Source organism: Chryseobacterium lathyri, from assembly GCF_019970085.1.
GTDB classification, from domain to species: domain Bacteria; phylum Bacteroidota; class Bacteroidia; order Flavobacteriales; family Weeksellaceae; genus Chryseobacterium; species Chryseobacterium lathyri.
Genome location: NZ_JAHXYG010000002.1, coordinates 863,531 through 889,117, shown reverse-complemented (window position 1 = coordinate 889,117; position 25,587 = coordinate 863,531). Strand labels below are relative to the sequence as shown.

The window sequence follows — 25,587 nt, the reverse complement described above, 5'->3', positions numbered from 1 at the left end:
AAAAACATTGATTTTTTTATTCATTTTACGTCTACATACCACACGTATATACTTATAAATCAATTTTTAAAAAAAATAATATGAAAATTTTATTATATTCAAAAAAAAGCTTTAAATCTAATACTTAAATGATACCGGACAAGTGAACATATACGGCGAATTCCAGGTGATCCGATGTTTATTGACAGATTTGACCTTCAGAAGGCCAAGAGCACTATATAATTTTTTAAACTATCGGTCTGTACATTGGCATTGATATGAAATAAGGATAAGAAGGCCTGTGATCAGAAAGTAAAATCGTTTCATTGTATAGTATCAATGAAGTACGGCAAAAATAATCCTTTTCACAAATGATCATACAACAAATGAAATACAACCTAAAATTGTTACCATCTGGTTGTCCGGTTACTTTAGGAATAATTAAAATAAATGATCTCCCAAAACCACTCTCACTTCCTGCACAGATTTTTTAAAACCTCACCACTACTTTCCCAACCGTCCGCCCGGTTTCAATTTGCTGATGTGCCTTAGCCATTTCTTCAAATTCAAATACATGGGAGACATAAGGTTTCAATATACCTGCTTCCAGTAAGAACGCAATCTGCTTCATATCGATCCCATCGGAATAGACAGACATAAAATAACAGGCATGCAGTTTTTTTTCACGGGCTCTTAATTCGTCATCTTCCGTATGTCCTGACGGTAATGTGACAATGGTTCCAAATGGTTTTAATACCTGTACTGATTTTTGAAAGTTTTTGCCTCCAATGGATTCAAGAACAAAGTCTAAATCCCTGAGTACTTTTTCAAAAGAAGTTGCATGGTAGTCGATATGCTCATCAGCCCCTTGTTTTAATACGAAATCACGATTGGACAATGAAGATGTACCAATGACATAGGCGCCCCTGTATTTTGCTATTTGCACAGCAAAATGTCCCACACCACCCGAAGCAGCATGGATAAGCACTTTATCTGTTGATCTCAACTTACCGTAGCTGTTAAATGCCTGCCATGCCGTTAAAGCCGCCATGGTACTTGCGGCAGCTTCGATGTGAGTGATATTCTTCGGTTTTAAAGTGAAATGTTCGGCCGGAGCTGCAACATATTCTGCATACCCTTTACCGTGCCCCACGAAATTGACCATCCCAAACACTTCATCATCAATGTGAAATTGCGTGACCTCACTTCCGACTTCCACCACTTCTCCAGAAATGTCCCAACCTAAAATCAATGGATTATATTGTGCGAGTTCTTTTGCCAGCGGAGCCTGTCGGCTTCGTACTTTGATGTCTACCGGATTAATGCTTACAGCTTTCACCTTAATCAGTACTTCATTTGTTTTTATTTCAGGTTTTTCTATGTTTTTATAAATAAGGCATTCAGTTCCTCCAAATTTTTCCAACACGATTGCTTTCATAGTACTTCTTTACTGTATTAATTTTACAAAAATAGACTGGAAAACAGAGTAAAAAAAGGTACATTTAAAGCTTATTTGGGTATCTTTACGATATGGCAAAAGAAAACATCCATCAGCCACTTGAAGTATTCTATGAAAAAGTGAATGATTGTCCTCTACGTGACAGGCAGTTCAATTTTTTCGAATTTGTATACGTCATTTCGGGCACGGGAAATCACACTGTGAATGGAAATAAGTTTTGGTATTCTGCAGGAGATCTATTTCTCATAACGCCCAATGACTGTCATGCATTTGATCTTGAACATACCTGCGAATTTATGGTGATCCGTTTTGGAGAAAGCTATATCCGGGAATATCAATGGAAAAGTATAGACCATATAGAATGTCTTTTATACTATGCATCCCATATACCAGGCTCGGTACTTGTTAATAATGATGACAGAAAAATGGTTGATTTAGTGATACAAAACCTACAGCAAGCTATTAAAAATCAATCTATTTACAATGAAGACCTCATCCGACATTTTGTGAATGCTGTTATCGTAATCGCTGCAAGAAACATGGCTATGATTCAGCCAAAGTTGATCACCCTCAATTCTGACAGCCGTATTTTGCAAATTCTGGATTACATTCAGAAACATATAAGCCGTCCTGAATTATTAAAGATTAGCATAATTTCTGAAAAATTCGGGTTATCCCCTACCTATCTTGGCAGCTATTTTCGTAAGCAATGCAATGAATCTATACAGCAGTACATATCTTCTTACCGCATCCGGCTGATAGAGCACAGATTACGTTTCAGTGATAAAAGAGTTCATGAAATAGCCGATGAATTTGGGTTTGCTGATGAAAGCCATATCAATAAGTTTTTCAAACGACATAAGGGATTGAGTCTTAAAGCATACCGAGTGGGAATTAAATCATTAAAAGATTAAAATACATTTTAAATGATCACTCTGGAAGTCCGTTTTAAGCACAATTATGTCTTAATCAGCTTTTCAGCCAGTTTAAGCATTCCGTAATCTGTCTTTTACTGATAAATACATCTGAATTGATTTCAGGAGCCGGAGAAAGTTTTAATTCTACTTTTTGACTGGAATGCTTGATAATCTCAACAATAGCATTTTTATTGATGATAAATTTGCGGTTGATCTTAAAAAACAGATCCGGATTCAGCTTATGGATGATATCTTTAATGGTATCATCATAAATATAGGTTTTGCCATCGTTGGTGGTCAGAAACAGGTATTTTCCGGAAGCAAAGAAATAAGCGGTCTGATGTTCGTCTATTGATTTCAGTTTATTTCCCTCGCGTACCATGAAATGATTCATTTTCCCGGGATTTTCCGGCTGACGTAAGGTGGAAATAGATTTGAGGACGGGTTCGGGATCAAAATTGGACCGTATGGAAATGAATTTCTGTAATGCCTGATGCAGATTATTCTCTTCAAAAGGTTTGAGAAGATAATCTATGGTAAAATGCCTGAAAACACGTATTGCATATTCATCAAATGCAGTGATAAAAATAATGGGTGTAAAGAGTTCCACCTGTTCGAAAATCTCCAGACTCATGCCGTCCCCCAGGTGAATATCCATAAAGATAAGGTCAGCAGAATGGTTTTCGAAGAAGTCTATGGCCTGTCTTTTTGAACGGAGAATCACGGTTTCTGTGACAGGGACTATGGTCTGCTTATCCAGCAGATCCCTGAGATAATTAACAGCCAGCAGTTCGTCTTCTATAATGGCGATTTTCATAACCTCACAAAAGTACAAAAAAACCGCTTAAACTATTACGTTCAAGCGGTTTCAGAGGATGTTAATATAAATGTTTTATAAATTCGGATTATTCTTCTTGGCACTCATAGGATATTCTATGATATATCTCGGGTCATTCTGCTGAAGAATATATTTTACACCGTTGACGATATGAATAATTTTTTTCTGGTCTGCTCTTCTCAGATCGAACCATCTGTGGCCTTCGAGAGCAAACTCCCTGAATCTTTCGTCCAGAAGATAGCTCATGAACTGTGAAGCATTCATTGGACTGATCTCGTTCTGAACTGCGGTATATCCTGCAGGAGTATATCTGTTGGCTAAAACTTTCAGCAATGCTTCTTTGGCTTCATCAAGCCTGTTGAGCTTTAATAATGCTTCAGATTTTATAAAGTATAATTCAGCTGTTCTGAAAGAGACCCTGAAATTATTACTGCCTCCTTTAATCACTTTATACTTATTGTTATTTTTTTCAAAATAGATTCCAAATCTTTTGTCTGTAGCGGAATTATATTTTGAAATCAATTCCGGAGAGGCAAAAATTACATTTTGAACATTGGTATTCAATGGATTATCTAGCGCCAGGATAGATTCCACGGACGCATAATGATTAGGTGCCGTATTGTTAGTATTTAAATTACTTAATTCTCCTTTTACAGCCAATACCGTCTGTGCATTATACAGTGCTTTATTCCAGTCTCCCTGATAAAGAGCAAGTCTTGCATTAAAAGCAATCAGAGCATTTTTAGAAAATTTATAGTTAGCACCGGCAGCCTGCTGCTGTTCTACCATAAGACCCTCCGCTTTTTCCATATCTTCATGAATCTGATTGTAGACTTCCTGTACGGTAGAAGGTTTTAATACTGCTTCCATGTCAGCTTTTAAACTGATAGGAACTCCCCTGTCCGCGGAAGCCGTAGCAGCATTATAAGGTTTTGCATACAAATTAACCAAATCAAAATAGGAATACGCACGCAATGCATAAGCTTCTGCCAGAATCTGATTTTTTTCAGGAGAATCTTTCATGGTCTTGCTGCCTTCGTTGATCGCCTGGTTCAGGTAGAAGATGACTGTATAAAAATCTGCCCACTGAAATTCTTTTGTTTCAGCATCATAATTGCTATCCTTCCACATAGCCAGTTCACGATAGTAAGGGAAATCACTGGTATTTTCATCTATTACCATCTCATCTGTACGAAGTGCAGAAAGGGATTTATGAATAGGATATTTGGAATAGGCGGACGTCAGTATTTTTCTGTAATCTTCAACGCTAACCGGAATCACTTTCCCTTCAGGCTGTATATCCAGAAAGCGGTCACAGCCGATACTTGTAAAGCTGATGACTGCCAGAGCAATGAATGTAGTTATTTTTCTCATTTTTTCAAGTTTTAAAAAGAAACATTAAAGCCAATTGTAACTGATTTGGCAATAGGCTGCGCATAAATATTACCATAGGTTTCGGGATCAAAATATCCTTTATACCCGTTACTGAATACAAACAGGTTACGCCCTTCCACACTCAGTCTCAGACTGCTGATTCCCATAGGATTCGTGAATTCTTTAGGAAGTGTATATCCTAAACGGATACTGCTGATTCTCAGGTAACTGATCTCTTTTGCCCATATATCAAGCAGACCATAGGTATTGTTCGGGCTGTCGGTAAGCCATTTGTTCCCCATCCATCCCGGGTTGCTTTCCATATCAGGACTTGTTATGGCCGGAAGCGAAATTCCTGCTTCGTAGATATCCCTTGTATAATTTCTTCCTCTGTCCAAATTCATTCCTCTGTAAGAAGGGGATCTCATCACCGTCTGTTTAAAGTTGAAAGCTGCTGAAACAGTCAGATCGAAATTATGTATTTTAAAGGTGTTTATAATACCCCCGGTAAATTTAGGATCTCTGTCTCCAACATAGGTAAAAAGGCCTCTCATTTCTTCAGCGGTAAGCTTTGTTCCGACCAGCTGCCCCGGAAGGAATTCTTCATACACATCATAGAGTTTAAAGAAATCCTCAATTTTCACCTTTTCGTTTCCTTTCCAGAACATAGGGTTCCCGTTCTCATCCATCCCTGCCGTTTTCAAAGCAAATACAGCATTTACAGGAAGTCCTTCCCTCGAAGGAAGCATTGAATTCTGACGGGGCTGCTCAGTAATGACGTTACTTTTATTATGAGCAAAATTAATCGTGGTTGACCATTTGAAGTTTTCATTATCGATATTTCTCGTAGAAACTGCCAATTCAAAACCTTTGTTCGTTAAGCTTCCCCAGTTCATCATCGTATAATTGAATCCTGTTTCAAGAGGTGTTTCTCTCATACTGATCATATCTGTTCCTTTTCTGCTGTATACATCGGCAGTAAGGTTGATACGGTTTTTAAACAAGCCCAGATCAAGCCCTAGATTCACATTGGTGGTTTTTTCCCAGCGGAGCTTATCATTCGGAGCCGTGATTACATTAATAATTTCTTCTTTTGTTCCGGGAAGAATGTTGGCTTCTCCATATTCACCGATAAAAAACGGAGATGTATTACGGTCAATATTTCCCTGTAAACCATAGGAAGCCCTTAATCTCAGATTGGAAATAAGAGGTACATTCTTCATAAAGTTTTCCTTTGTCACCAGCCAGGACCCAGAAACAGCCCATATTGGCAGGTACTTGTACTTTTTATTGACTCCAAAAAGATTGGTCCCATCATATCTCACACTTCCGAAAAATGTATATTTCTGATCATAAGTATAAGAAGCCGTAGCAAACATAGAAGCATAAGCGTTCTCTACCGTAGGCATTTCACGATAGGTTTCGTATTTTTTATCTCCGGCATAATCAGAGTTGGGAAATATGATCGGGGTTCCTGTTTTGGTAAGACTGTTAAAACCAAAAGCTCTGGTAACCGTAGTATTATCCTCTGTTTTACGGATTTCAGTTCCGGCCATTAAATCAATCTCATGCACCGAATTAATTCTTGTGCTGTATAACCCCTGTAATTTCCAGTTGTATTGAAAGAAATCATTGTTCCAGTTTTGCTTAATATCTCCGGCAGGCAGGAAATAACGGTAGGCACCATCTTTATAGTAACGGGTTCCCTCTTTCATCTTTCTGGTAAAGTAGGTTTCCTGTCCGGCGTATTTTTCTGTCTTATTGGTATCATACTGAATGCCCAGCTGTGAAGTAAACCTGAGGCTTTTGGATGCTTTATACTCTAAATCCAATATCGCTTTTAATGACTGATTCTTCAGGGTATACTCTGTATTTTCTCTTTCTTCAAGAAAATTGAAAGGAATATAAGTATCTGCAAAACCGTCGATATCTTTGTCATAATTATAACTTCCATCCGGATTGAAAGGATTCATATACGGATTGGCATTTCTTGAATAATTAACCGGGCTTGCTGATGCGTCTGCATCTGTCATAAACGACTCTTTCTCGCTGCGTGTTCCAAAAACAGAGATTCCTGCATTCAGCTTATCACTTATTTTGTAATTGTTCTTTAAAGTAAGGTTATATCGTTCAAAACCCGTCCCTATGGTGGTTCCTTCTTCATCATAATACCCCAGTGAGAAATAATAATCCGAACGGTCGCTGCCTCCTGAAAGGCTTAATCCGTATTGCTTGTTGATGGCATTTCTATACAACAGTTTCCCCCAATCCGTATTGTTATTTCTTAAACCATCGATCTGCTGACGGGTAAAAGAATTCAATGCACCCAAACCTCCGTTTCTGAAGGCATCAAGCTGACTGTTTTTCATTAAAATTCTCATGACTTCACCTTTATCCGCACGATAAGTCAGGTCTGCGCGGCTGGCAAGCATCAATTCGAGATCAACTTTTTCAGAGGCATTCAACAGGTTGAGTCTGTCGAAATCAGGGCGTGCCGTCACGAAAGTATCTGCTGAGAAATTCAGCTTCATCGTTCCTTTCTTTCCTTTTTTTGTTGTAATGGAAATCACACCGTTTGCAGCTCTGGCTCCATAAATGGCTGTAGCTGCTGCATCTTTCAGGATGGTAATATCTTCAATATCATTAGGATTAAGTCCGGCAATAGAAAAATTCTGAAGCTGGTCAATATTGTCTTTATCACTGAAATTCGGCACATCATTTCCTTCTAACGGAAGACCGTCAACTACCCATAACGGATCCTGTGGACCGGAAAGGGAAGCCGTTCCTCTGATTCTGATTTTTGCAGGGCTTCCCGGAGCTCCTGTTTCCGGTGTTACTACAACTCCGGCAATCTGTCCTGCCATCATCTGATCCACACTGGCAACACCGGCCTGGCTGATATTATCCATCTTTACAGTGGAAACAGCAGAGGTTTGCTTGCGTTTTTCAATTTTCTGGTACCCGGTAATGATGACTTCCTGAATCTTGTTTTTATCTGAAAGTTCGGGAATCAGTCTTACGGTATAGTTGGTCTTGTCTTCGCTGATCATGATGATCCTGGACTCATAGCCGGGATAACTGACCAATACAGATTTGGTTTCTGCCGGGATTTCCAGGATGAACTGCCCGTTCTTATCCGTTACTGTACCTACGGATACGCTTTCAATAATTCCTTCAAGGTCGGTTTTGGTGGAAACGGACTGTGTTTCTATTTTTACAGATGCTCCTACAATAACACCAGAGGTATTTTCGTCTTCAATTTTTCCTGCAATAGTTTTCTTTTCCTGGGCCAACGCAATCTGAGCCGCCAAAAGAGGTAAAAGTATTAGAGTTTTTTTCATAGCTGATTATTTGTTTAAAGCCTCTTTTATCCGGATGATCAAGTCTGCGTAATGAGCCCTGGAAGCTTCATCTCCTTTATTGTTAGTTTTATATAGTAAGTTCAGTACTTTCTGGAGTTCTGCTCTTTTATAAGTGGTTACTTCAGATACTCTTTTCATGGATGAATAGTTGATATTCCTAAGGCTCTGATCTTCTCCATGGAAGTTGCAAATCATCGGAACGTTCAGCGTATTTTCAACCTTTAGAGCTTTTACAGCTGTTTTTTCAAATAGTTTATTGACGGAAACGATTAAAGCATCCACATAATTTTTCTGGGTCATCTTTTCAAGGATGGTTAAACTTCCTTTTTTGCTGAAAATGGCCGTACGAACCTGGTTGAATAAATTTTCTACTGTGTAGATTTCTTCTTTTGAACCGGAAACTTCATGTTTTAATTCATTTTCGATCATTCTGAGCAGTCGGTCATCCATAAACAGGGAGTAAATATTCCCATACTGCATCCCTCTCGCTAAAGTATAAGGAGTCTGCTCGAACGGTCCCATCGGTGAGTTTTTAACCGGATAGGTTTTCTCTGTAATCGGATTAAAAAACAGCCACTCCGGAAGTTCAATTGCATTTTTAATGAGATAATCGACAGCTCTTTTCTGAGTTTCAGCAGGTACTGCCTCATAGGCTTTTTTATTGCTGCCAAAAACCGTCTGATTCAGATAAATGCCTCCTACATTGGCCATAACATGACCTGTGTAGAGATCCCATTGCCCTATTACTCCCAGATACAGCTTTCCGGCATCTGTATAGCTTTTTCCGTCTTCATAGGTCCATGTTAAAAGGTTCTTTACAACAGTCTTCAAGTTTTTGATCCCGTATTCACCGGCTTTCATGGCATCATCGCCCAGGTCTTCAGACTGTGAACGCGGATCGATGGTTTCCAGGTAATTCTGCTGTTCTCCATAGAAATACATAGGATCATCCTGGTGTTTTTCTATTAAATTCCTGAGTGCTTTTTTCTCGGATATTTCGTCCGGATACCAACGGTACCCCCATTCAATAGCATATTTATCATAGACACCAATTTTTGGAGTAATGGCCGTAACCCCATCTTCCGGCTGGGCAACGTAATTGTACCGTGCATAATCCATAATGGAAGGCGCTGTTCCACCCATTTTATCAGTGAATTCTTTTGAACGAAGTGACTCTACAGGGAATGCGAAGGACGCTCCCATATTGTGCTTCAATCCAAAGGTATGCCCCACTTCATGGGAGGATACGAAACGGATTGCTTCCCCCATATGCTCATCACTGAATGTATTTCCCCTGGCTTTTGGATCTATTGGTCCTGTCTGGATTCTCATCCATTCCTGAAGGGATGTCATCACATTATGCCACCATATGATATCCGATTCAATGATTTCACCACTTCTCGGATCCACTACCGACGGCCCCATCGCATTGGCCTTAGGTGAGGCAGCATATGTGATCACAGAATATCTTACATCGTCAATATCAAAATCTTCATCTTTTTCATCCGGCATTTTGGCGATAACGGCATTTTTAAAGCCTGCTTTTTCAAAAGCGACCTGCCAGTCATAGACGCCTGCAATGATTTTTTCACGCCATTGCTTTGGTGTTGATGGGTCTATGTAGTAAATAATCGGTTTTTTAGGTTCTACCAGCTCCCCTCTTAAATATCGTTCTTTATCTTCATCTTTGGGTTCAAGTCTCCATCTGGTAATAAGCTGCTTTTCATCCATTTTCTGCTGACGATCGTTGAATGTCCAATGTTTTTCACTGAAAAATCCGACTCTTGAATCAGCTGTTCTCGGCTGCATCGGTATTTTGGAAAGCAAAACGAGGTTGGTAGTAACTCCAAGGGTTACCGGCAGGTCCACGCCTCCTTCGTTTACGGATGTCGTCAGTTGAGACTTCACCACAAGGTTCTGAGGAAAGGTTTTTACTTTTTCTATATAGGAAAGGTTTGACTTTACGGATCCTCCAAGACCTACATTGGCCAGAACATCATTGAAACTTTTCTGATTTCCGTCAAAGATTTTATTTACTTTAATGGCTACAGAGGTAGAATCGTTGTTTTGGGCTTCAATATCAAAAACCTCAATCACAGATTCTGAAAAGTTATCTTTAACAGATCTTGTGATGGCATCATTTTTAGGTGATGATACCTGTGGAACCACAGTTTTCACCCAAACTTTTTTGGCTACAGTGTCCCGGTGAAAGGAAATGACTTTGTTTTCATAGTTCATTCCTTTATTGAGACCGGCTTCGTTTACCTGCATCGGGACCTGTGACAGTTTATTGACTACCAGAAACTGACGTCCCATCAGGCTGTCAGGAATTTCAAAATATACATCTGTTTTTACCTGAATGGTATTAAGAAGCCCTTTTTTGTAAATTCCTTTTTTGATCAGATCATCAATTTTCTTTGCTTTCTTTGATGAAGAGTCTGTTTTTTCTGATTTTTCTTTATCTGTTTTTAAAGTGTCTTTTTTCTGTGCAAGTGCTGCCGGTGAGGCTAAAGCGAGTCCTAAGTACAGTGCCAGCCTGTAGTTCTTCATTAAAATAGTCCTATTCATTCCAAATTATTAGATATCCCATGTTTCTGCCGCAAAACTATAGGTAAAGAAATAATATCAACATTAATAGGGAGTGAGAGGTGTATTTTTGGGAGTGAGTGGATTTCATTTTTTATTCCAATAAGGGTAAAAAACATATGAAATATTCACCACCTACTGAAATATTAACAGAATTATTTTTAAAATAGTCATAAACCTGATTCAAATAATCAATTCCGAATTTCTCGCCCTGAACCTTTTCTTCTGTCTTTGGCTGCCATGTATTTTTAATACTAATACCATCATGTTCTACAGTAATGATAATGTCCAATGGATGATCTATGGTAGCAATATTATGTTTGATGGCATTTTCCACGACCATCTGAAGAGAAAGATACGGAATCCGCTTTTCGAGACTTTTTTGGTCATTGATGACGAGATCAAAAGTAAGTTCCTCATCAAACCTGCTTTTTAAAAGATCCATATACTGCTGAATAAAACTGATTTCTTGGGCAACAGGAACGATATTTTCTTTGGGAGGCACAATAAGATACCGGTAAATCCTGGAAAGATTCATGGTGAATTTCTGTGCATTCTCTTTGTTGATCCCGATGAGCATATAAAGAGAATTCAGGGAGTTGAACAGGAAGTGGGGATTGATGTTATTTTTAAGCTGCTGAAGCTGGTGCAGGGCTTCTGCTTTGTGCATTTTCTCGTTATCCACCAGCAGGAGATTTTTTTCAGACTGGATCTTTTCTTTTTCTCTGTATGCCAACGCTGTGGATCTTTGGAATAAGATAAAAACGGTAACAATAAGAAAAAGAGCTGCAAGAAAGATATACACGGTGTAGGTCTTTGTTTTATTGACACTCTCATCTATCAGGAAGTTCACGTGATTTACGACGGCGTATCCTTCGAAATTATCGGTCTTCAGTGGTTTTATAAAGCGGGTCACGTCTACGTTCAGATACTCGGAGACCGTGCTTCCTTCTGTATATCCCGATTTTGTATTACCCGTTATTGTGTCTTTTGGTTTAATGTTGGTAAACTCAAAAATATTTTTGCCTAAATATTTCTTTTCAGGATGGGTAATGCAGACACCTTCTTTGGTAAAAACGTAGGCATAATTGTTCGGGGTTTTATCTATATTGATGAAGTATTCGTGAAGATCATCCAGGCTTACTGCAGAGCCATAATACAACAGATCTTTATTGGACAGTGTAAGAGAATCATAACTTACCCAGTACATACTGTCTTTACGGATGTTTAAAAAATCACGGAAATTTCCGGAGCCGTTATTGTCTATCTTTATGTACTTTCCTTCTTTTCCTTTTTTTCTGAACAGGTAAGATAAAGGGCTGCTGCTTTCAAATTTCCCGGAAGCATGGTTGTAGTAGGCATACCAACTGTAAGGCAGCAGATTACGTTTTCGGTTCAGCTCGTTCAGAACGGAAGAGTATTCTTTATAATTTTTCAGACCGTCTTTCTGGATCAAGGCCCGAAGAAGATACTGATAGTCTTCGATATTCCTGAATTCTTTTTCTATGGTTTCGTATTTCCTGAAAAATGTTTTCCGGGCAAATTCTTCATTATTTTTCCGGCTGTCATGAGTAATAAGAACACTCAGCACGGCAAAAGCGGTTGAAGCAATTAAACAGGTCGACAGAACCGCTATATAAATAGATTTCTGAGATATTATGTGTTTAAAATTAATATTCAATTCTTATGATTATTTTACATTGATTTTTAATAATCATATTAATATTTTGTTGGTGTCTGTTTTCAACGAAGCTTAGTATACTTTGCATGCACTAAGGCTGTTAAGACGGAACAATCTTTGGTGATTCAACTAAGCGAATACTTAATCTAATGCTTTTTTGAAGCTCTCAATTTCACTGCGGTTCACTTTTAGAATACATAAGGAGCAACAATATAATTTGATTTATAAATGGAGATTAATCAATTCAAAGCGAGCACTTTAAATATGCAAATCAAACAATTAAAACCAAGAACTCTAGTTTGGGATTACAAATATAAAAAGAAATTAAGAATTTAATGTACTCTATCAAGAGATCCGTTACAAAAACAAGTGTGGTTTTATTGATACAAAAGAGTATCTTTCAATAGCTTATCTACAGTATAAAATGAGATAATATTTCCCAACCTTTACTAATTTTTGTCTTTTAGCAACTAATTTGGGTTCGAAATTTCCTTCATTTCCTGACCTTTGACCGATTTTTTCTGTTAATAAATTTACAAAGGTCTTTTTTGTTCTTAATGAGACAATACCTCTTTTCTTGCCATTTCAGGCGTTTATTTTCAATTTTATTAAAATTTATATTCAATAAATAAAAAAATGTTAAAAATTTATTAAAAATACAAATAATAATTTCTATTTTTAAGTGGCATAAAATGTAAATCATGATAAAAAACCTATTTTCTAAACCCAGTTATGGCCAGGAAGCTATTAGGGGCAAACTTTTCTTATTGATAGTGGTATTATCCACGGTTTGCTCAAAAGCACAATCCCCCTCCCTAGAGATGGCCGCAGGTGACAGTAATCCCACTACTAATGTAACCAATGTTGTAGGTAGTACTGTAATCAGACTACGAAACAATACAGACAACCCTACTGGTAGTACTTATGCTACTTATGCAAATCCCAGTGCTTTGAATGTTACGTATACTATGAGCAATCAGCAGTATACACAAACCAATTTTACCGGCTATAACGGAGCTATTTTCATGGGATATCCGGGAGAACCTATTCTGACATTAATGAATGCTTTCGGAAATACAACTGCTAATACTCCTTTTACGAGCAGTGATGCACCGGTAGGGACTGGTATTGACATTACAACAAACAGGGCTATCAATTTTTCCACCAATGTTCAGCCACTGACAGCTGCTGGAAGAGCCACAAATCAACGTTGGCAAATGGCGGACTTAACTCTTACTTTCAGCAGACCGGTTAATAATCCATATTTACAGATTAATGCACTCGGAGGAACGTCAAACGGACAATCTTATACAGCAGAATTTGATTATGTGTCTTCTAATGTGCCGGTGTCTTTTTCTAAGATATCGGGTACGGCGCTTTTGAATGTTACTTCCACTCAGATACTAAATTCAGCCACAACTCCTGATGGTGCAGCCGCCAATGCTTCCAGGGGAACTGTATTGGTGTCCGGCACGGGTATAACAACTATAACCTTGAGAATATTTACACGTGGAGCAGCTGCCAATACAGGTACTAACTGGCATGGAACAACAAATACAGCAGGAGATGGATATATGCTGGGAGTAACTGCCTCAGAATCGAACTTAGGCGTTACAAAAACAGTTAATAACTCAACACCAGCTGCAGGAAGCACTATCAACTTCACTGTGACGGCAAATAATACGGGCGCTTCCAATAATACCAATGTGATCGTAAATGACCTTCTTCCCTCGGGATACACTTATGTTAGTTCTACAACCTCTACTGGGACCTATAATAGCGGAACCGGAGTCTGGACCATAGGAAGTCTAAATGCTGGTGCAAGCGCTACTTTACAAGTTAATGCAATCGTGAAAAGCACAGGTAGCTATATGAACACAGCTACTATTTCCGGAGATCTTCTGGATCCTGATAGTACGAATAATACCGCAAGCGTAACACCAACACCGGTTATTACTGATACAGACGGTGATGGGATTGACAATACCGTGGATCTTGATGATGATAATGACGGCATTTTAGATACAGCTGAAGGCTTTTGTACATCTCAAAGTGTCTATACTTTGAATACGGCCAGCACCTTGGCAGGGGCTACCATAGGAGTTAACGGCGGAAACTTTAATCTGGTATATACCCTAACTTCCGGTCCTGCAGTAGCATCATTAGGAAGCAGTTTTAATGTTCCCTTCTCCTATTCAGACCTTAACAATACGGTGAATGCACAAAACCATACCTGGAGTATATTCAATACTTCAGCAACTGAATTCAGAATACTTCCCAATACAACTTCTTTGTATACCGGCTTACCTACTAATAATACAACCACTGAAGATCAGAGTGGTGCCTCACCGAATACACCAGACTCATGGTTCAGATATCTGCTAAGCACCAATAGAATTTCTCAATTGGGAAATTACACCACTACCATAGGAAATTTACCTACAGTAACGGGAACTTCTTCTTATAGCAGCAATACTGCACTCAATTTATTTTCGACTTTTAATGCCTCCAATGCCGGAGCGGTCCTGGGAAGCGGCTATTATTCAAGAATGCAATTCCAGAACACTACCAATACAGGAGCTGGAGCTGCAACATTGCCTTTTGGGGTAAATTACGGTAATACCTATACATGGAACTACACAGCATTTACCAGTACAGCAGGCACAGGTGCCGGAAATGCTGGTGACAGAGGACTGATCACTATTTCACAGAATACGGTTACTTTCTGTAATCACAGAGATACAGACGGAGATGGAACACCGGATTATCTGGATCTGGATTCCGACGGAGATGGCTGTTATGATTCTCTTGAAGGAGATGAAAATGTACTTGTTGCACAGTTGAATCCAAATGGAAGTATTGCAGGAGCTGTTGACGCCCAAGGGGTACCCGTGATCGTTAATTCTGGTGGAGCTGCAGATTCAGGTGCAGATCAGGGACAAGGAGTCGGGACTTCAGCTAATTCGGCGATTCAGGATACTCAGTGTTTAACAGGGTTCGGATGTACTAACAATATGTACCTTTCTCAATTAAATACATTATATAATGTAGACACTGCTACCAATCCTTTTACTTATACACAGATCGGACCTGCCGCTGCTACAAATTATAATGCAATAGGCATTAATCCGCTTGATGGTTTCATGTATGGAATGCTTACCAACTCTAATACGATTATCCGTATCAATGCCGACGGTACCTATAATACACTCGGAGCGGTAACAGGTTTACCTGGTGCAGTTATATATAACTCAGGAGAAATAGATAATCTGGGAAACTATTATGTAAAATTAAATACCAATAATAATCAGATTTACAGAATAAACCTGACAACGTTAACTGCTACATTGATTACGCTTTCAACTAGTGTTAATTTACCTGATATGGCATATAGCATAACTACGGGACTGTTGTATGGTGTCAACTCAACTAATGGGCAGCTCGTGTCCGTTAATCCGACTACAGGAGCTGTAGTCCCAATAGGAATTACACCTGGAGCGGTTAATTTTGGTGCTATGTTTGCTTCCAGCACAAGTGAAATGTTTGGCGTTGATAATACAGGAGGTTTTTATCAGTTTAATCTTACCACCGGACAGAGAGTTCTTATTTCCAATGCGCCTCCAAGTTCCGGAAATGACGGTGCACATTGTGTTAATACCCCTATAGTTTTCAGTGCTGATCTTGCTGTAACTAAAACAGACGGTGTTACAACCTATGCTCCAGGTACCTCTACCACTTATACTGTAACAGTGAGTAACAGTGGGCCGTTTGGAGTTCTAGGGGCCACTGTTTCAGATCCTGTTCCTGCAGGAATTCCACCTGCAAATGTGAGTTATACCGCAGTTGCGGCAGGCGGAGCCACTACATCCGTATCCGGAACGCAATCAGGAGCAATTAATGACCTGGTGAGCCTTCCCGTTGGAGGTACTGTAACCTATACAGTGGTGGTAAATATACCTTTTGCCTATTCGGGAAATCTTGTTAATACAGTAACCATTACTCCTCCGTCTAATATAACTGAAGTCAATAATACCAATAATACGGCAACAGATACGGATACCCAGGCAGTGTGTTATAAGCCGGCGGTAACAGCAGGAACAGCGTTAGACTCTCCTATGGGAATTACTTCCCTGGCAAGAGCCGGGGCTTCTACAGGAGGTAATAATTGGCCAATGGTAAGAAAAGGCGCCTGGACTGTTCTTGAAGCCAAAACGAAAGGGTTTGTGCTCAATAGGCTGACTTCAGCACAGATTACTGCTATCCCGGCTGCTAATCTGGTAGAAGGAATGATGGTGTATAATATTACCCTGGATTGTTTACAGGTTAATACCAATGGGACTGCTGCCGGATGGGCTTGCTTTAATACCCAAACTTGTCCTACTAATTAATTAACTTACTTTTAATATATTCAAGATGAAAAATATTTTCGTAATCATATTGACCTTATTCTGTGAGCTTGCTTTTTCGCAGGTTGCAATAGGAAAGACACTCGTTTCGTCTCCATCTGCTTCACTGGATTTTGGAACTGCCAACCGGGGAATAGTACTCCCCTGGGTAACTTCAACGGGAGCTGTAGCAGGTGTTGTGAACGGGACAATGGCCTATGACCTTACTGATAAAAAAGTGAAGGTAAAATATGTTTCAGGCTGGAAAGATCTCTCAGTGGACAATTCAGGAACTACCGTTGATCCGCTGACTAGTGTAGATGGGGTAACTATCCAAAATACAGCTACAGAAAATACAGCTGCCAAAACATCCATAGGTACTCCAACCTCTACTCCGGGTATTTTGGTTTTGGAAGACACCAATAAAGCAATGATTCTTCCCAAAGTGGACAGTCCACATCTTAATATCATCAACCCGGCTCCGGGAATGATGGTGTATGATACTTTTAATAAACAGTTAGCTGTTTTTAACGGTAACGTCTGGACTTTCTGGAAACAGTAATATATAAACTTACAAATCAAAAAAATAAGCAGCCTCAATGAGACTGCTTATTTTTTTCCTGAAATCTTGAATTATTCTACACCTTAATTTAAAATCTAGTCAAGATTACTGAAACTTTATTATATTTTTTCCTGATAAATCTTTTTCCATTTTGCCACAGTATTCCTGCTGAGTCTATACTCATTAGCTAATTGTGTATTATTAAGATCATATTCTTTTTGATAGCGGAGCAATACAATGATGGATTCTTCATCATAAGATTTTGACTGTTGAGTGATATAAGACTTTTTCTCCCCTACCGTTTTTGATATCAAATTATTGAATTTAATAATGTCAATGCTTTTATCCAATGGTGGAATGGAAATCTCTTTTTCCAAGCCTTTACATTTTAGAAGATCAGAATAAATTTTTTGGTAATTAGGTGTTCTCATAGATTTTAATGTTTTCTTAGCCACTTATACAGTGTAGTTCTTGGAATATTATACTCATCAGTGATCTGCGATACAGTCTTTTGATTAGAAGCGACCAGACCAACCAAAAATTCTTTGATTTCCTTGGTATAAATATTTTTTCTGAAAATAATCTTTTCTCCGCTCTCTCTTATTTTCTTATTGTTTTTAGTATGAGAGATTCCGTCATACAATAAAAGATGGGTTACATATATTCTAAAAAAATCATATTCTAGCAGCTTGCACCATTTTAGAAGAGAATCGGTGTCTATACTTTTATTGCCATACATCCTTACTACCTCTTTCTCTCCGGTTTTGAAGAAATTGCACGCCCTTTCAATAGAAATTTCTTTCTGTTCCATCTGCTCTTTAATATAATTTCCTATATGTATTTCTTTAAAATCTATATCCATATTATTGAAGATTGGTTTTTTTTATATGCTTTTCTATCCATCTATAAATCATCCATTTATAAAGATTTTTCTTAGAAATATTATTTTCTTTGGAAACTTGTGAAATGCTTTTTTGCTTAGTATCAATCAGTTCTAAAATAAAGTCTCTTATTTCTTTTTCATTGTGATGCATTGGATTCATTATATTAAGGTACAGATAGTTGTTGCATTGAGAAATTCCGGCTTTCTACAAGGGAATTAGGAGCCGTAATTTGTACATTTGTAGTAGGTTTATCTCCGGCTCCCCAATTCATCGTCAGATAAATCCGGTCTCCTGCATTCAAATGCACTATACAATTTACATTAATAGGCGTATTGGCTGACTGGGCAATGATATCCATAAAATTTCCCCGATTACCACCAATAATATTCGCAACTGCCGTCCCATTTTTAGTAATATTCAGGTTAATCCCCGTCCATTGAAAAGCACCCGAAGGCGCGCCGCCACTCCCAAAATAGGAATATCCTTCTATTTTGTACACTCCTGATTCCAAGATCTGCCAGTAATCTCCTGCATCATTCCATAATACAGATCCCCCCTGATTAACAATAACATCTCCTACAGAAAATGGGATAATTTGCGGAGTACTGTTATTAAAAGCGGTAAATGCAGTTCCTGTATAAGTTACTGTATCCGTGGCTCCCAGCGCGGCAATAGTTGCCGTTGTTTTATCGATGAATGTAGCCAGCTCCCATGTGGTACCGGAAGCTGTTCCTTTGCTGATCATCATAGCATAGCCACCAGGATTCAACTTAAAGCTTGCCACTCCTGCTCCCGATTGGTTGTCTATTAATTCCGTTCCACCTGCTGCAATGGTGAGCTGGCCTGTTCCGGTATTTTTAATATAATATACCCTTCCCAGGATATTTCCAGCAGCAGGACTGGCTGCTACAGCTACCGGCAGAGTAAATGTAGCAGGAGTACTGCCATTAAATGCCATATAGAAATCATTTGCCCCAAGCGTGGTGGATGTTGATACATTTTTATATTGCCCGGCTATAGAACCATTGACTGTCAGGGTACTTCCCGGCAAGGAAGTATTAATTCCAACATTTCCCGCCTGTGAATAAACAGCGAATGGTAGCATGATTAAAGCCGCAAATACTATTTTTTTCATCATAATATTTTATAAATTGATAATAGAGAATAATTTCATTAGGGTTTCCAGAAAGACCATACTGTTCCGTTGAATACAGCCAATTGATGTTTAATATTGTCATATACAATCATTCCCGCCGAAGGGCTGATGATGTTTGCATGCGGGCTGTCTACTTTGGGAAGGATCATTGCTTTATTAATATCTGTCAACACTAAAACACCCGGAGTGGTATCAGTAGCTGCATTGGTTCCTATTCCCGTTTTAGCGGAAGATTTTTCAACAAGCGGATCCTGTAATGTGGTATTCACAGTTCCTGTAGTATCTATGCTTAAGTCAAACCAATTTCCGTTTTTGCGGTATTTGATCTTTTTATCCGTGATATCATAGATCATGGTACCATCTACAGCTCCTGCTACTCCTGCTGCGGAAGTCACCCAGGGTAATAACAGTCCCCTGTTTTCTGTTCCAAACTCAAGTGAAACAGACGAGTTGGTCACTGAGCTCTTGCCTATTGCCACCTGTGAAGAAACACAGGTAGAAATAACAGCCAATATTGAAATGAATATTTTTTTCATTTTGAGAATATTATGAGTTGATAGGGTTATTAATAATCCGGACAGGTTTGTGTGTTGAAACACTGCCAGCTGAATGAAGTTCCATTATTTGTGGTGGTATAGATCTTTAAGCAGTCAGCTTCTTCATCATACACCATCATGCCTTCCACAGGAGTGGCAATGGCATTCACCTGGGCTGTGGTAGGAATCCTGTTCACGACAAATCCTTTGGTTTTGGCTTCCAGTGCTGTCCATGCTCCTTTACGAATCATGGGCCAGTTACCGTTGTTTATTCCGGCTCTTCCCAGTGCTGTTATACCAGATTTAGTATCCAATACGGTTCCGGCCAGTACTGCCGGCTTGTAACAGAAACATCCTGAACTGATGGACGCATTTTGAGAATCACCTATTGCCTGTCCTGCAGCTCCTGCAATAGTGGGAACACCATTAGCATCAACACATGAAGAGCCTGCACATAAATTCTGATTAGAAGCCGTAGACCCTGTTCCTACAGAGAGGCTGCTTGCCGCAGTTACTAATTGTAAGCTTGTAATATTAGCAGCTCCTTCCAGTGCATCCACACATCCGTCATTATCTGAGTCCAGGTCAAGCTGATTGGGAATGCCATCCAAATCAGTATCTATGGAAGTACAAGTCTCCTGCCCGTCTAAAAACACATCAAAACCATACGCCCAAACATCTGCAGCTACTCTTAATTCAGCATTGGTGATTGTTGCCGTAGCTTGATAGGTTGTAAAAACAGTTGCATCCGGCAGAAACACGATCTTCCTGTCTGCATCCCGGATAAAAACAGCTTTCCCATTGGCATCCACCATTGCTGCTTCATAGGTTCTGGTTAAGGAAGCAATGGTCATTTGTATTGCTCCGGACTGGTTAAATGTACTTTCCGGCCAATATCCATTGGTAAAAACAGCATCACCAATAAGTCCGTAGGGAACATCTGTATTTAAATTATTATTAGTAACCTGATATCCGTAATCTGTTGCATTATTCTGGGAAACAATCACTCCCTTGCTATTATTTTCGGACCAGGAAAGTATTCTGGTATTTACGGCTGTTGAAAGCTTATCCACGGAGGTTTGGGCATCAGCTGCTGAGGACCCTACATAGAAAATATCTATATTATCAGTCAATAATTGTGCTTCAGTAATGGCTGCTTCAGTAGCATAAGGTATAAATGTAATCCCTGGAATTTTGTCATAAGTGCCTGTAGGGCTAAAATTAGCTGTATTGCTGAGCATGTTGATCATTAACCCGGTTCTTCCAAGAGCTGTATTTAGATACCCTATTCTCAGATTTCTGGTCAATCCACTACAAACGTTCCCTTCATTGGTATCCAATATACCGTCATTATCATCATCCAAATCTGCAGCATCCGGCAGAATATCTCCATCGCTGTCCAGACATTTCCTGATCGTAACATCCAATGCCTGAGGATCGTAGGTACTCAGATAATCCGGAATCCCGTTAGTATTGGTATCTACAATATCTGCTAAACCATCACTGTTGGTATCTGTTGCCGTACCTGCCAGTGAAGTAAAGGTATAGTTAGGAGTTAAAGAAGTTGTTGCTCCGGCTTCTAAAGCATCACTACAGGTATCCCCATCCGAGTTTAAATCCAGATGATTGGGAGTACCATCCCCATCCGTATCTAGTGTGCTGCACTGAGGCGTAACAAATCTGTCAAAAAAATAGGTCCAGGTATCTGCAATGGCCTTTTGGTCATTGGTCGTCGGAGTGACCATACCGGATTCAGCATTATATATGGTAGCATCCGGGAAAATCAGCAAATTATATCCTCTATCTGTAATCACTACAGGTCTGAGATTGGCATCTGTCATCAGAATGTCAAACTGCCTTGTAGTAGACTGGATCGTCATCTGAACTGTCCCTGACTGATTCAGGGAAGAAGTTGGCCAATATCCGTTGGTGTAGGTATTCGTTCCTATAGTTCCCGAAGGTGTGTTGGGATTGACATTATTAGGGGTAATGGTATACCCATAATCTATAGCATTATTCTGAAGGGCAAATATAGATTTGCTGTTATTCTGGGCCCAGGTGATCAGTCTGGTATTAAGGGCTGTAGATACCTTGTCTGCACTGGTGGTAGCATCGGCCGCCGAGGAACCTACAAAAAATACATCTACATTATTGGCCAGTAAGCTGGCTTCAGTGATGCTGGCTTCGGTAGCAAAAGGCACCAATGTGATCCCTGTGGTTTTATTATAAGTACCGTAGGGACCAAAGTTATTTAGGTTTAACAGCATATTGGAAGCCAAACCATCGTCTCCTACACCACTGTTTAAATATCCTACCCTGATGTTCCTGTCTATTCTTCCACAGAATTCTCCTTCGGTAGTATCTGGTACTCCGTCATTATCATCATCTATATCAATAGGGTTTGGAACCCCGTCGTTATCTGTGTCGGTACACAGGTTCTGGTTAGAATTGCTGGCATATTTTGCATAGGTGGAAACATAAGAGACCTGTCCGCTGTCTACACTGGTTTCTATTGCATTCGCCAAACCATTGGCTCCGTAAGGCGCAGGTAAAATGCTGATCGTTTTATTGGAAGTCGCTCCTCCTTCGTATGCATCCGGACAGCCATCTCCATCACTGTCGGTATCCAAATGATTGGGCTTTCCGTCTCCATCCGTATCTACACTGCAAATTCCGGGTTTCGGATGTGCTGAAGGGATATAAACCGTAGCTGTTGAAAGCAGGGATGAGATTTCGTGTATTGCAGCCGTACCCGCAGTTACAGAGGTTGCATTGCCTGCAGAAACGGTTCCTATATACCTGATCTGGTAATATAGATATGCTGTTGTAGAAGTATTTGTAAAAGTAGGATTGGTACCAGCTATACTAATTCCGGCACCTGTGGTAAGAAGTGTAAAGGTGGTACCATCATTAGAACCGTATAATTTGGCAAAACCACTAGCCGCCATTCCACTGGCAGCCTGGGTAACCGACATCGATTTTAGGATTACCGGAGTTGGATACTGTACCGTAAAGATTCCTGATCCTGAAGTGATGGTTTGTAATGCTGCAAAATTATAAGCAGTAACAGTAGTTCCGTCATTAAGGTTATCATTATAAAGCAACGGGATCGTATTTCCGGCCGCAGGATCCCCGACTCCTCCATTTAATGTGGAAATGACAGAAGTAATCCTATTGGCTTCGTATACCGTATAGAAGCAGTCCGGCGATTCTTCCGCATCCGGAATACCATCGTTATCGTCATCCAGATCAATGACATCTGTAATGCCATCACTGTCTGAATCCTGGGCTTTTACTATATTTGTTCCTGCCAAAAAAAACAAGAATATAGTAAAGAAGCCAACTAAAAAATTAAAATTTTTCATCATTTGTATTTTATTTCTCCAACAACTGAACAATTAAACTCATTAATTTTTATTAATAAATTTTTCCAACTGCATGTTTTTCTCTTTTAAAGTTTTTATTTCTTTCTTTAATTCAAAAACATACAGATACAGTTCTTCTATTTTTTCCAGGTTTATTTCCGCAGCTCTGTTGAGTACAATTCCACCCTGAGCTTCTATTTCAGAGGCAGAAGGAACTCCAGGTAAATGCTTATTAAGGCGTGTATATTCTTCCACCTGATCCAGGTCCATCATTGTATAAGATGGCTTTAGCTTTGATAATCCGTCAAAATGCTTTTCAAACACATAATCAGGGGTTATTGTTCCCGAGGCTAAAATGTTACCAATAACATGCAGCTTTTGCGAAGGGCTCATTGTTCCTATCCCGAAATTCCCGTTGGTTGCCAGGATAGCTCTGTTGGTTCCCACTCCAAAAACCAAGGGCCCGGAAGAAGTGTTGGTCCCTACGAATAATTCCGTGCTTCCGGTAGATAATAACCTAGAAGTCCCATCCGTTAAAAGCTCCATATCCAACATTCGGCTGGAGCCAATCAAAGCTCTGATCAAGGAGCTACTGCTTCCTCTTGTAATCAGCCTTGTGCTTCCCGGGACAGCTACATTAATATCAAACGCTATATGATTGTTTGTGTTGGTAGTTCCATTTTGAAACCACAGCATTTTGTTATTGGTTGAAACCATTCTGTCACCCGTAAGAGTCCCATCAGAATTATAAATATTAACTCCCTGCGGAAAGGTAACGGAGCTTGAAGAAATCCCGTTTACCGTAGTAGTCAGTGTATTTCCTGAAATTGTGTTGGTCACACTGTTGATGATAGGTGCTGTACGTGCAATCCCGTTGACCGTTGAGGTCATCGTGTTACCTGAGCTGCTTAACAGGTTCGTGGTAGCTGCCGTAATAGCAGGACCCAGATTAACCGTATTGCTTGCAATTCCATTTACCGTGCTTGTTAAGCTGCTCCCGGATAATGACAATGCATTAGTGTTAATTATAGGAACAGTAGCTCCCGTCACTCCATTAACCGTTGTAGATAAGACGTTTCCTGAAGAGGTGTTGCTTACAGTATTTACAGCCGTAGTACTCGCTGCAACTCCGTTCACGGTGGAAGTAATCGTATTGCCCGTTGAGCTCAATGCATTGGTTGTGATTCCTGAGTTTTTTGCCAATACCCATCTTGTCCCGTCATCATAATATAATGCCGGAATCACATCATTTACTGTTGCTGTGTTATAGGCTACCATTCCCGCTACGTGAACTGATAGAGGAGCCGGAGAAACTGTGGAAACTAATGCTAGCCTTGGAGGCAGAAGTCCTTTGTTAGCTGAAACGATATCTAATGCTGCATCAGGATTAGGAGTAGAAGTATTTATGCCAACCTGAGCAAATGAGAAAGTTGAAATCAGGAAAATTCCTGCAGAAATTACATTTTTTTTCATTGTGTTGTTTTGTTTTTAGAATGTCTGTTTAATCAAAAAGCGAGAAGAAGGAAAAGTGATAATTCACTTCCGATCTCAACTTATTGGTAATTAAGATTATTATACCTGTATAGAAAAGGTATAGGAAGGGTTACAGTATTTTTCATCATTTGTGTTGTGTTTTTATAAGGCTGTCAAAATTGTATAGAAATAAGTATAAAATTTTATAACGTAATTTCTAAATAAGCTCCGAATATTTTATCATTTGTTTTCGCTTACAAATCAATAAAAATATTCTATCAGAAACAAAAACCCGAGGTACCAACAGAGTACTTCAATTTTTAACAGACTGCAAATCAAAACGTTAATTAATTACCTAGATTATTCCGGAACCATACAACCATATCATCTTTTGCAGGTACGGAAAGTCTTTTTCTTAAATTGTATTTGTTATTTTTTACGGTCTGGACAGCTTTAAAGGTATACTCCGCAATATCTTTTGTATTAAATCCCAAATAGATATAAGCGCTTAAAATAAGCTCAGAAACTTTAAGGTTAGAATTGATTTCTAATAACTTTTTCTGAAAATCCGGATATTTTTCCTGAAAGTGTCCCCAAAATTCAGGGCTGTTGTTCTTAGCCAGATACATTATTCCATCAAATGCTTCACTGGTTTTCTGCCCCGATAATAAAGCTTGTGCATTTTTTTTCTTTTTACTTGAAGCCGATAGCATCCTGTAAACTAATGGAATCATTGTGACAGCACTCCCGATCAATAAATAATATATAATAAGATTTTTCTTTTTTCTTTTTTTGTGTTGTTTTGCTAACATGCTAAATTAAGTACCATTGATTAATAATTCTTAAAGACATGAGTAATAATGACGTGTTTAAACCGCAATTATTAAAGATGAATTGTAGTCGATTGCTTAGGCCCAATGTCTAGCTGCTCGTTGTACAATATCATTTTGAAGTAGAAATATGCATCCTTTTTCATCGTGTTTTAAGTTTTTGTGTTAATAAAGAATTTTAAAATTCAAACCACAAAGCA

17 protein-coding genes are annotated in these 25,587 nt (G+C 39.1%); 3 read left to right on the top strand and 14 right to left on the bottom strand.

What is annotated here, in order from left to right; translation table 11 throughout:
* Positions 1-469: 469 nt before the first annotated feature.
* On the bottom strand, positions 470-1,417 hold the full coding sequence (locus LC418_RS09350; protein ID WP_223558869.1) for an NADP-dependent oxidoreductase: 948 nt from the start codon (positions 1,415-1,417) through the stop codon (positions 470-472).
* A 92-nt stretch (positions 1,418-1,509) separates the two neighbouring features.
* On the opposite strand from LC418_RS09350, the gene LC418_RS09345 reads away from it, so the two are divergent.
* Positions 1,510-2,352, top strand: coding sequence for a helix-turn-helix domain-containing protein (locus tag LC418_RS09345; protein ID WP_223558868.1), 843 nt, complete (start codon positions 1,510-1,512; stop codon positions 2,350-2,352).
* 55 nt (positions 2,353-2,407) lie between these two features.
* Here LC418_RS09345 and LC418_RS09340 read toward each other — a convergent pair whose 3' ends face one another.
* The 5 genes from LC418_RS09340 to LC418_RS09320 all read right to left on the bottom strand — a co-directional run bounded on the left by LC418_RS09340 (position 2,408) and on the right by LC418_RS09320 (position 12,196).
* A complete protein-coding gene (locus LC418_RS09340; RefSeq protein WP_223558867.1) occupies positions 2,408-3,172 on the bottom strand; it encodes a LytR/AlgR family response regulator transcription factor in 765 nt (254 codons plus the stop codon).
* 75 nt (positions 3,173-3,247) lie between these two features.
* Entirely contained in the window at positions 3,248-4,567 is a 1,320-nt protein-coding gene (locus LC418_RS09335) for a RagB/SusD family nutrient uptake outer membrane protein (RefSeq protein WP_223558866.1), read from the bottom strand.
* A gap of 11 nt (positions 4,568-4,578) precedes the next feature.
* The gene (locus LC418_RS09330) at positions 4,579-7,908 is read right to left on the bottom strand and encodes a SusC/RagA family TonB-linked outer membrane protein (RefSeq protein WP_223558865.1); all 3,330 of its coding nucleotides are present in this window, start codon (positions 7,906-7,908) and stop codon (positions 4,579-4,581) included.
* A 6-nt stretch (positions 7,909-7,914) separates the two neighbouring features.
* Positions 7,915-10,497, bottom strand: coding sequence for a zinc-dependent metalloprotease (locus tag LC418_RS09325; protein ID WP_420837282.1), 2,583 nt, complete (start codon positions 10,495-10,497; stop codon positions 7,915-7,917).
* A 112-nt stretch (positions 10,498-10,609) separates the two neighbouring features.
* Positions 10,610-12,196: a histidine kinase gene (locus LC418_RS09320; protein ID WP_223558864.1), complete on the bottom strand. Its 1,587-nt coding sequence runs from the start codon at positions 12,194-12,196 to the stop codon at positions 10,610-10,612.
* 701 nt (positions 12,197-12,897) lie between these two features.
* Here LC418_RS09320 and LC418_RS09315 point away from each other — a divergent pair.
* Both LC418_RS09315 and LC418_RS09310 read left to right on the top strand, forming a co-directional pair.
* Positions 12,898-16,584, top strand: coding sequence for a DUF6923 family protein (locus tag LC418_RS09315; protein ID WP_223558863.1), 3,687 nt, complete (start codon positions 12,898-12,900; stop codon positions 16,582-16,584).
* A 25-nt stretch (positions 16,585-16,609) separates the two neighbouring features.
* Complete coding sequence (locus tag LC418_RS09310) at positions 16,610-17,143, top strand: hypothetical protein (protein ID WP_111957481.1); 534 nt, start codon at positions 16,610-16,612, stop codon at positions 17,141-17,143.
* A gap of 119 nt (positions 17,144-17,262) precedes the next feature.
* Here LC418_RS09310 and LC418_RS09305 read toward each other — a convergent pair whose 3' ends face one another.
* The 8 genes from LC418_RS09305 to LC418_RS09270 form a co-directional block, all read right to left on the bottom strand.
* Positions 17,263-17,520 (bottom strand): helix-turn-helix domain-containing protein, encoded by a 258-nt coding sequence (locus LC418_RS09305; protein WP_223558862.1) that lies wholly within the window; start codon positions 17,518-17,520, stop codon positions 17,263-17,265.
* A 59-nt stretch (positions 17,521-17,579) separates the two neighbouring features.
* Positions 17,580-18,005: a transposase gene (locus LC418_RS09300; protein WP_223558861.1), complete on the bottom strand. Its 426-nt coding sequence runs from the start codon at positions 18,003-18,005 to the stop codon at positions 17,580-17,582.
* 1 nt (position 18,006) lies between these two features.
* A complete protein-coding gene (locus LC418_RS09295) occupies positions 18,007-18,186 on the bottom strand; it encodes a hypothetical protein (RefSeq protein ID WP_223558860.1) in 180 nt (59 codons plus the stop codon).
* A 4-nt stretch (positions 18,187-18,190) separates the two neighbouring features.
* The gene (locus tag LC418_RS09290; protein ID WP_223558859.1) at positions 18,191-19,165 is read right to left on the bottom strand and encodes a hypothetical protein; all 975 of its coding nucleotides are present in this window, start codon (positions 19,163-19,165) and stop codon (positions 18,191-18,193) included.
* Positions 19,166-19,200: 35 nt separating this feature from the next.
* Positions 19,201-19,719, bottom strand: a complete 519-nt coding sequence (locus LC418_RS09285; protein WP_223558858.1) for a hypothetical protein — start codon at positions 19,717-19,719, stop codon at positions 19,201-19,203.
* A 29-nt stretch (positions 19,720-19,748) separates the two neighbouring features.
* Entirely contained in the window at positions 19,749-23,084 is a 3,336-nt protein-coding gene (locus tag LC418_RS09280) for a hypothetical protein (RefSeq protein WP_223558857.1), read from the bottom strand.
* 42 nt (positions 23,085-23,126) lie between these two features.
* Positions 23,127-24,557 (bottom strand): hypothetical protein, encoded by a 1,431-nt coding sequence (locus LC418_RS09275; protein ID WP_223558856.1) that lies wholly within the window; start codon positions 24,555-24,557, stop codon positions 23,127-23,129.
* 347 nt (positions 24,558-24,904) lie between these two features.
* Positions 24,905-25,291, bottom strand: coding sequence for a helix-turn-helix domain-containing protein (locus LC418_RS09270; protein WP_223558855.1), 387 nt, complete (start codon positions 25,289-25,291; stop codon positions 24,905-24,907).
* Positions 25,292-25,587 lie beyond the last annotated feature (296 nt).

What these genes read in the sequence shown, in the direction of transcription:
- LC418_RS09350 (WP_223558869.1), bottom strand. Translation starts at nt 1,417, where the DNA reads ATGAAAGCAATCGTGTTGGAAAAATTTGGAGGAACTGAATGCCTTATT.
- LC418_RS09345 (WP_223558868.1), top strand. Translation starts at nt 1,510, where the DNA reads ATGGCAAAAGAAAACATCCATCAGCCACTTGAAGTATTCTATGAAAAA.
- LC418_RS09340 (WP_223558867.1), bottom strand. Translation starts at nt 3,172, where the DNA reads ATGAAAATCGCCATTATAGAAGACGAACTGCTGGCTGTTAATTATCTC.
- LC418_RS09335 (WP_223558866.1), bottom strand. Translation starts at nt 4,567, where the DNA reads ATGAGAAAAATAACTACATTCATTGCTCTGGCAGTCATCAGCTTTACA.
- LC418_RS09330 (WP_223558865.1), bottom strand. Translation starts at nt 7,908, where the DNA reads ATGAAAAAAACTCTAATACTTTTACCTCTTTTGGCGGCTCAGATTGCG.
- LC418_RS09325 (WP_420837282.1), bottom strand. Translation starts at nt 10,497, where the DNA reads ATGAATAGGACTATTTTAATGAAGAACTACAGGCTGGCACTGTACTTA.
- LC418_RS09315 (WP_223558863.1), top strand. Translation starts at nt 12,898, where the DNA reads ATGATAAAAAACCTATTTTCTAAACCCAGTTATGGCCAGGAAGCTATT.
- LC418_RS09310 (WP_111957481.1), top strand. Translation starts at nt 16,610, where the DNA reads ATGAAAAATATTTTCGTAATCATATTGACCTTATTCTGTGAGCTTGCT.
- LC418_RS09300 (WP_223558861.1), bottom strand. Translation starts at nt 18,005, where the DNA reads ATGGATATAGATTTTAAAGAAATACATATAGGAAATTATATTAAAGAG.
- LC418_RS09295 (WP_223558860.1), bottom strand. Translation starts at nt 18,186, where the DNA reads ATGAATCCAATGCATCACAATGAAAAAGAAATAAGAGACTTTATTTTA.
- LC418_RS09290 (WP_223558859.1), bottom strand. Translation starts at nt 19,165, where the DNA reads ATGATGAAAAAAATAGTATTTGCGGCTTTAATCATGCTACCATTCGCT.
- LC418_RS09285 (WP_223558858.1), bottom strand. Translation starts at nt 19,719, where the DNA reads ATGAAAAAAATATTCATTTCAATATTGGCTGTTATTTCTACCTGTGTT.
- LC418_RS09280 (WP_223558857.1), bottom strand. Translation starts at nt 23,084, where the DNA reads ATGAAAAATTTTAATTTTTTAGTTGGCTTCTTTACTATATTCTTGTTT.
- LC418_RS09275 (WP_223558856.1), bottom strand. Translation starts at nt 24,557, where the DNA reads ATGAAAAAAAATGTAATTTCTGCAGGAATTTTCCTGATTTCAACTTTC.
- LC418_RS09270 (WP_223558855.1), bottom strand. Translation starts at nt 25,291, where the DNA reads ATGATTCCATTAGTTTACAGGATGCTATCGGCTTCAAGTAAAAAGAAA.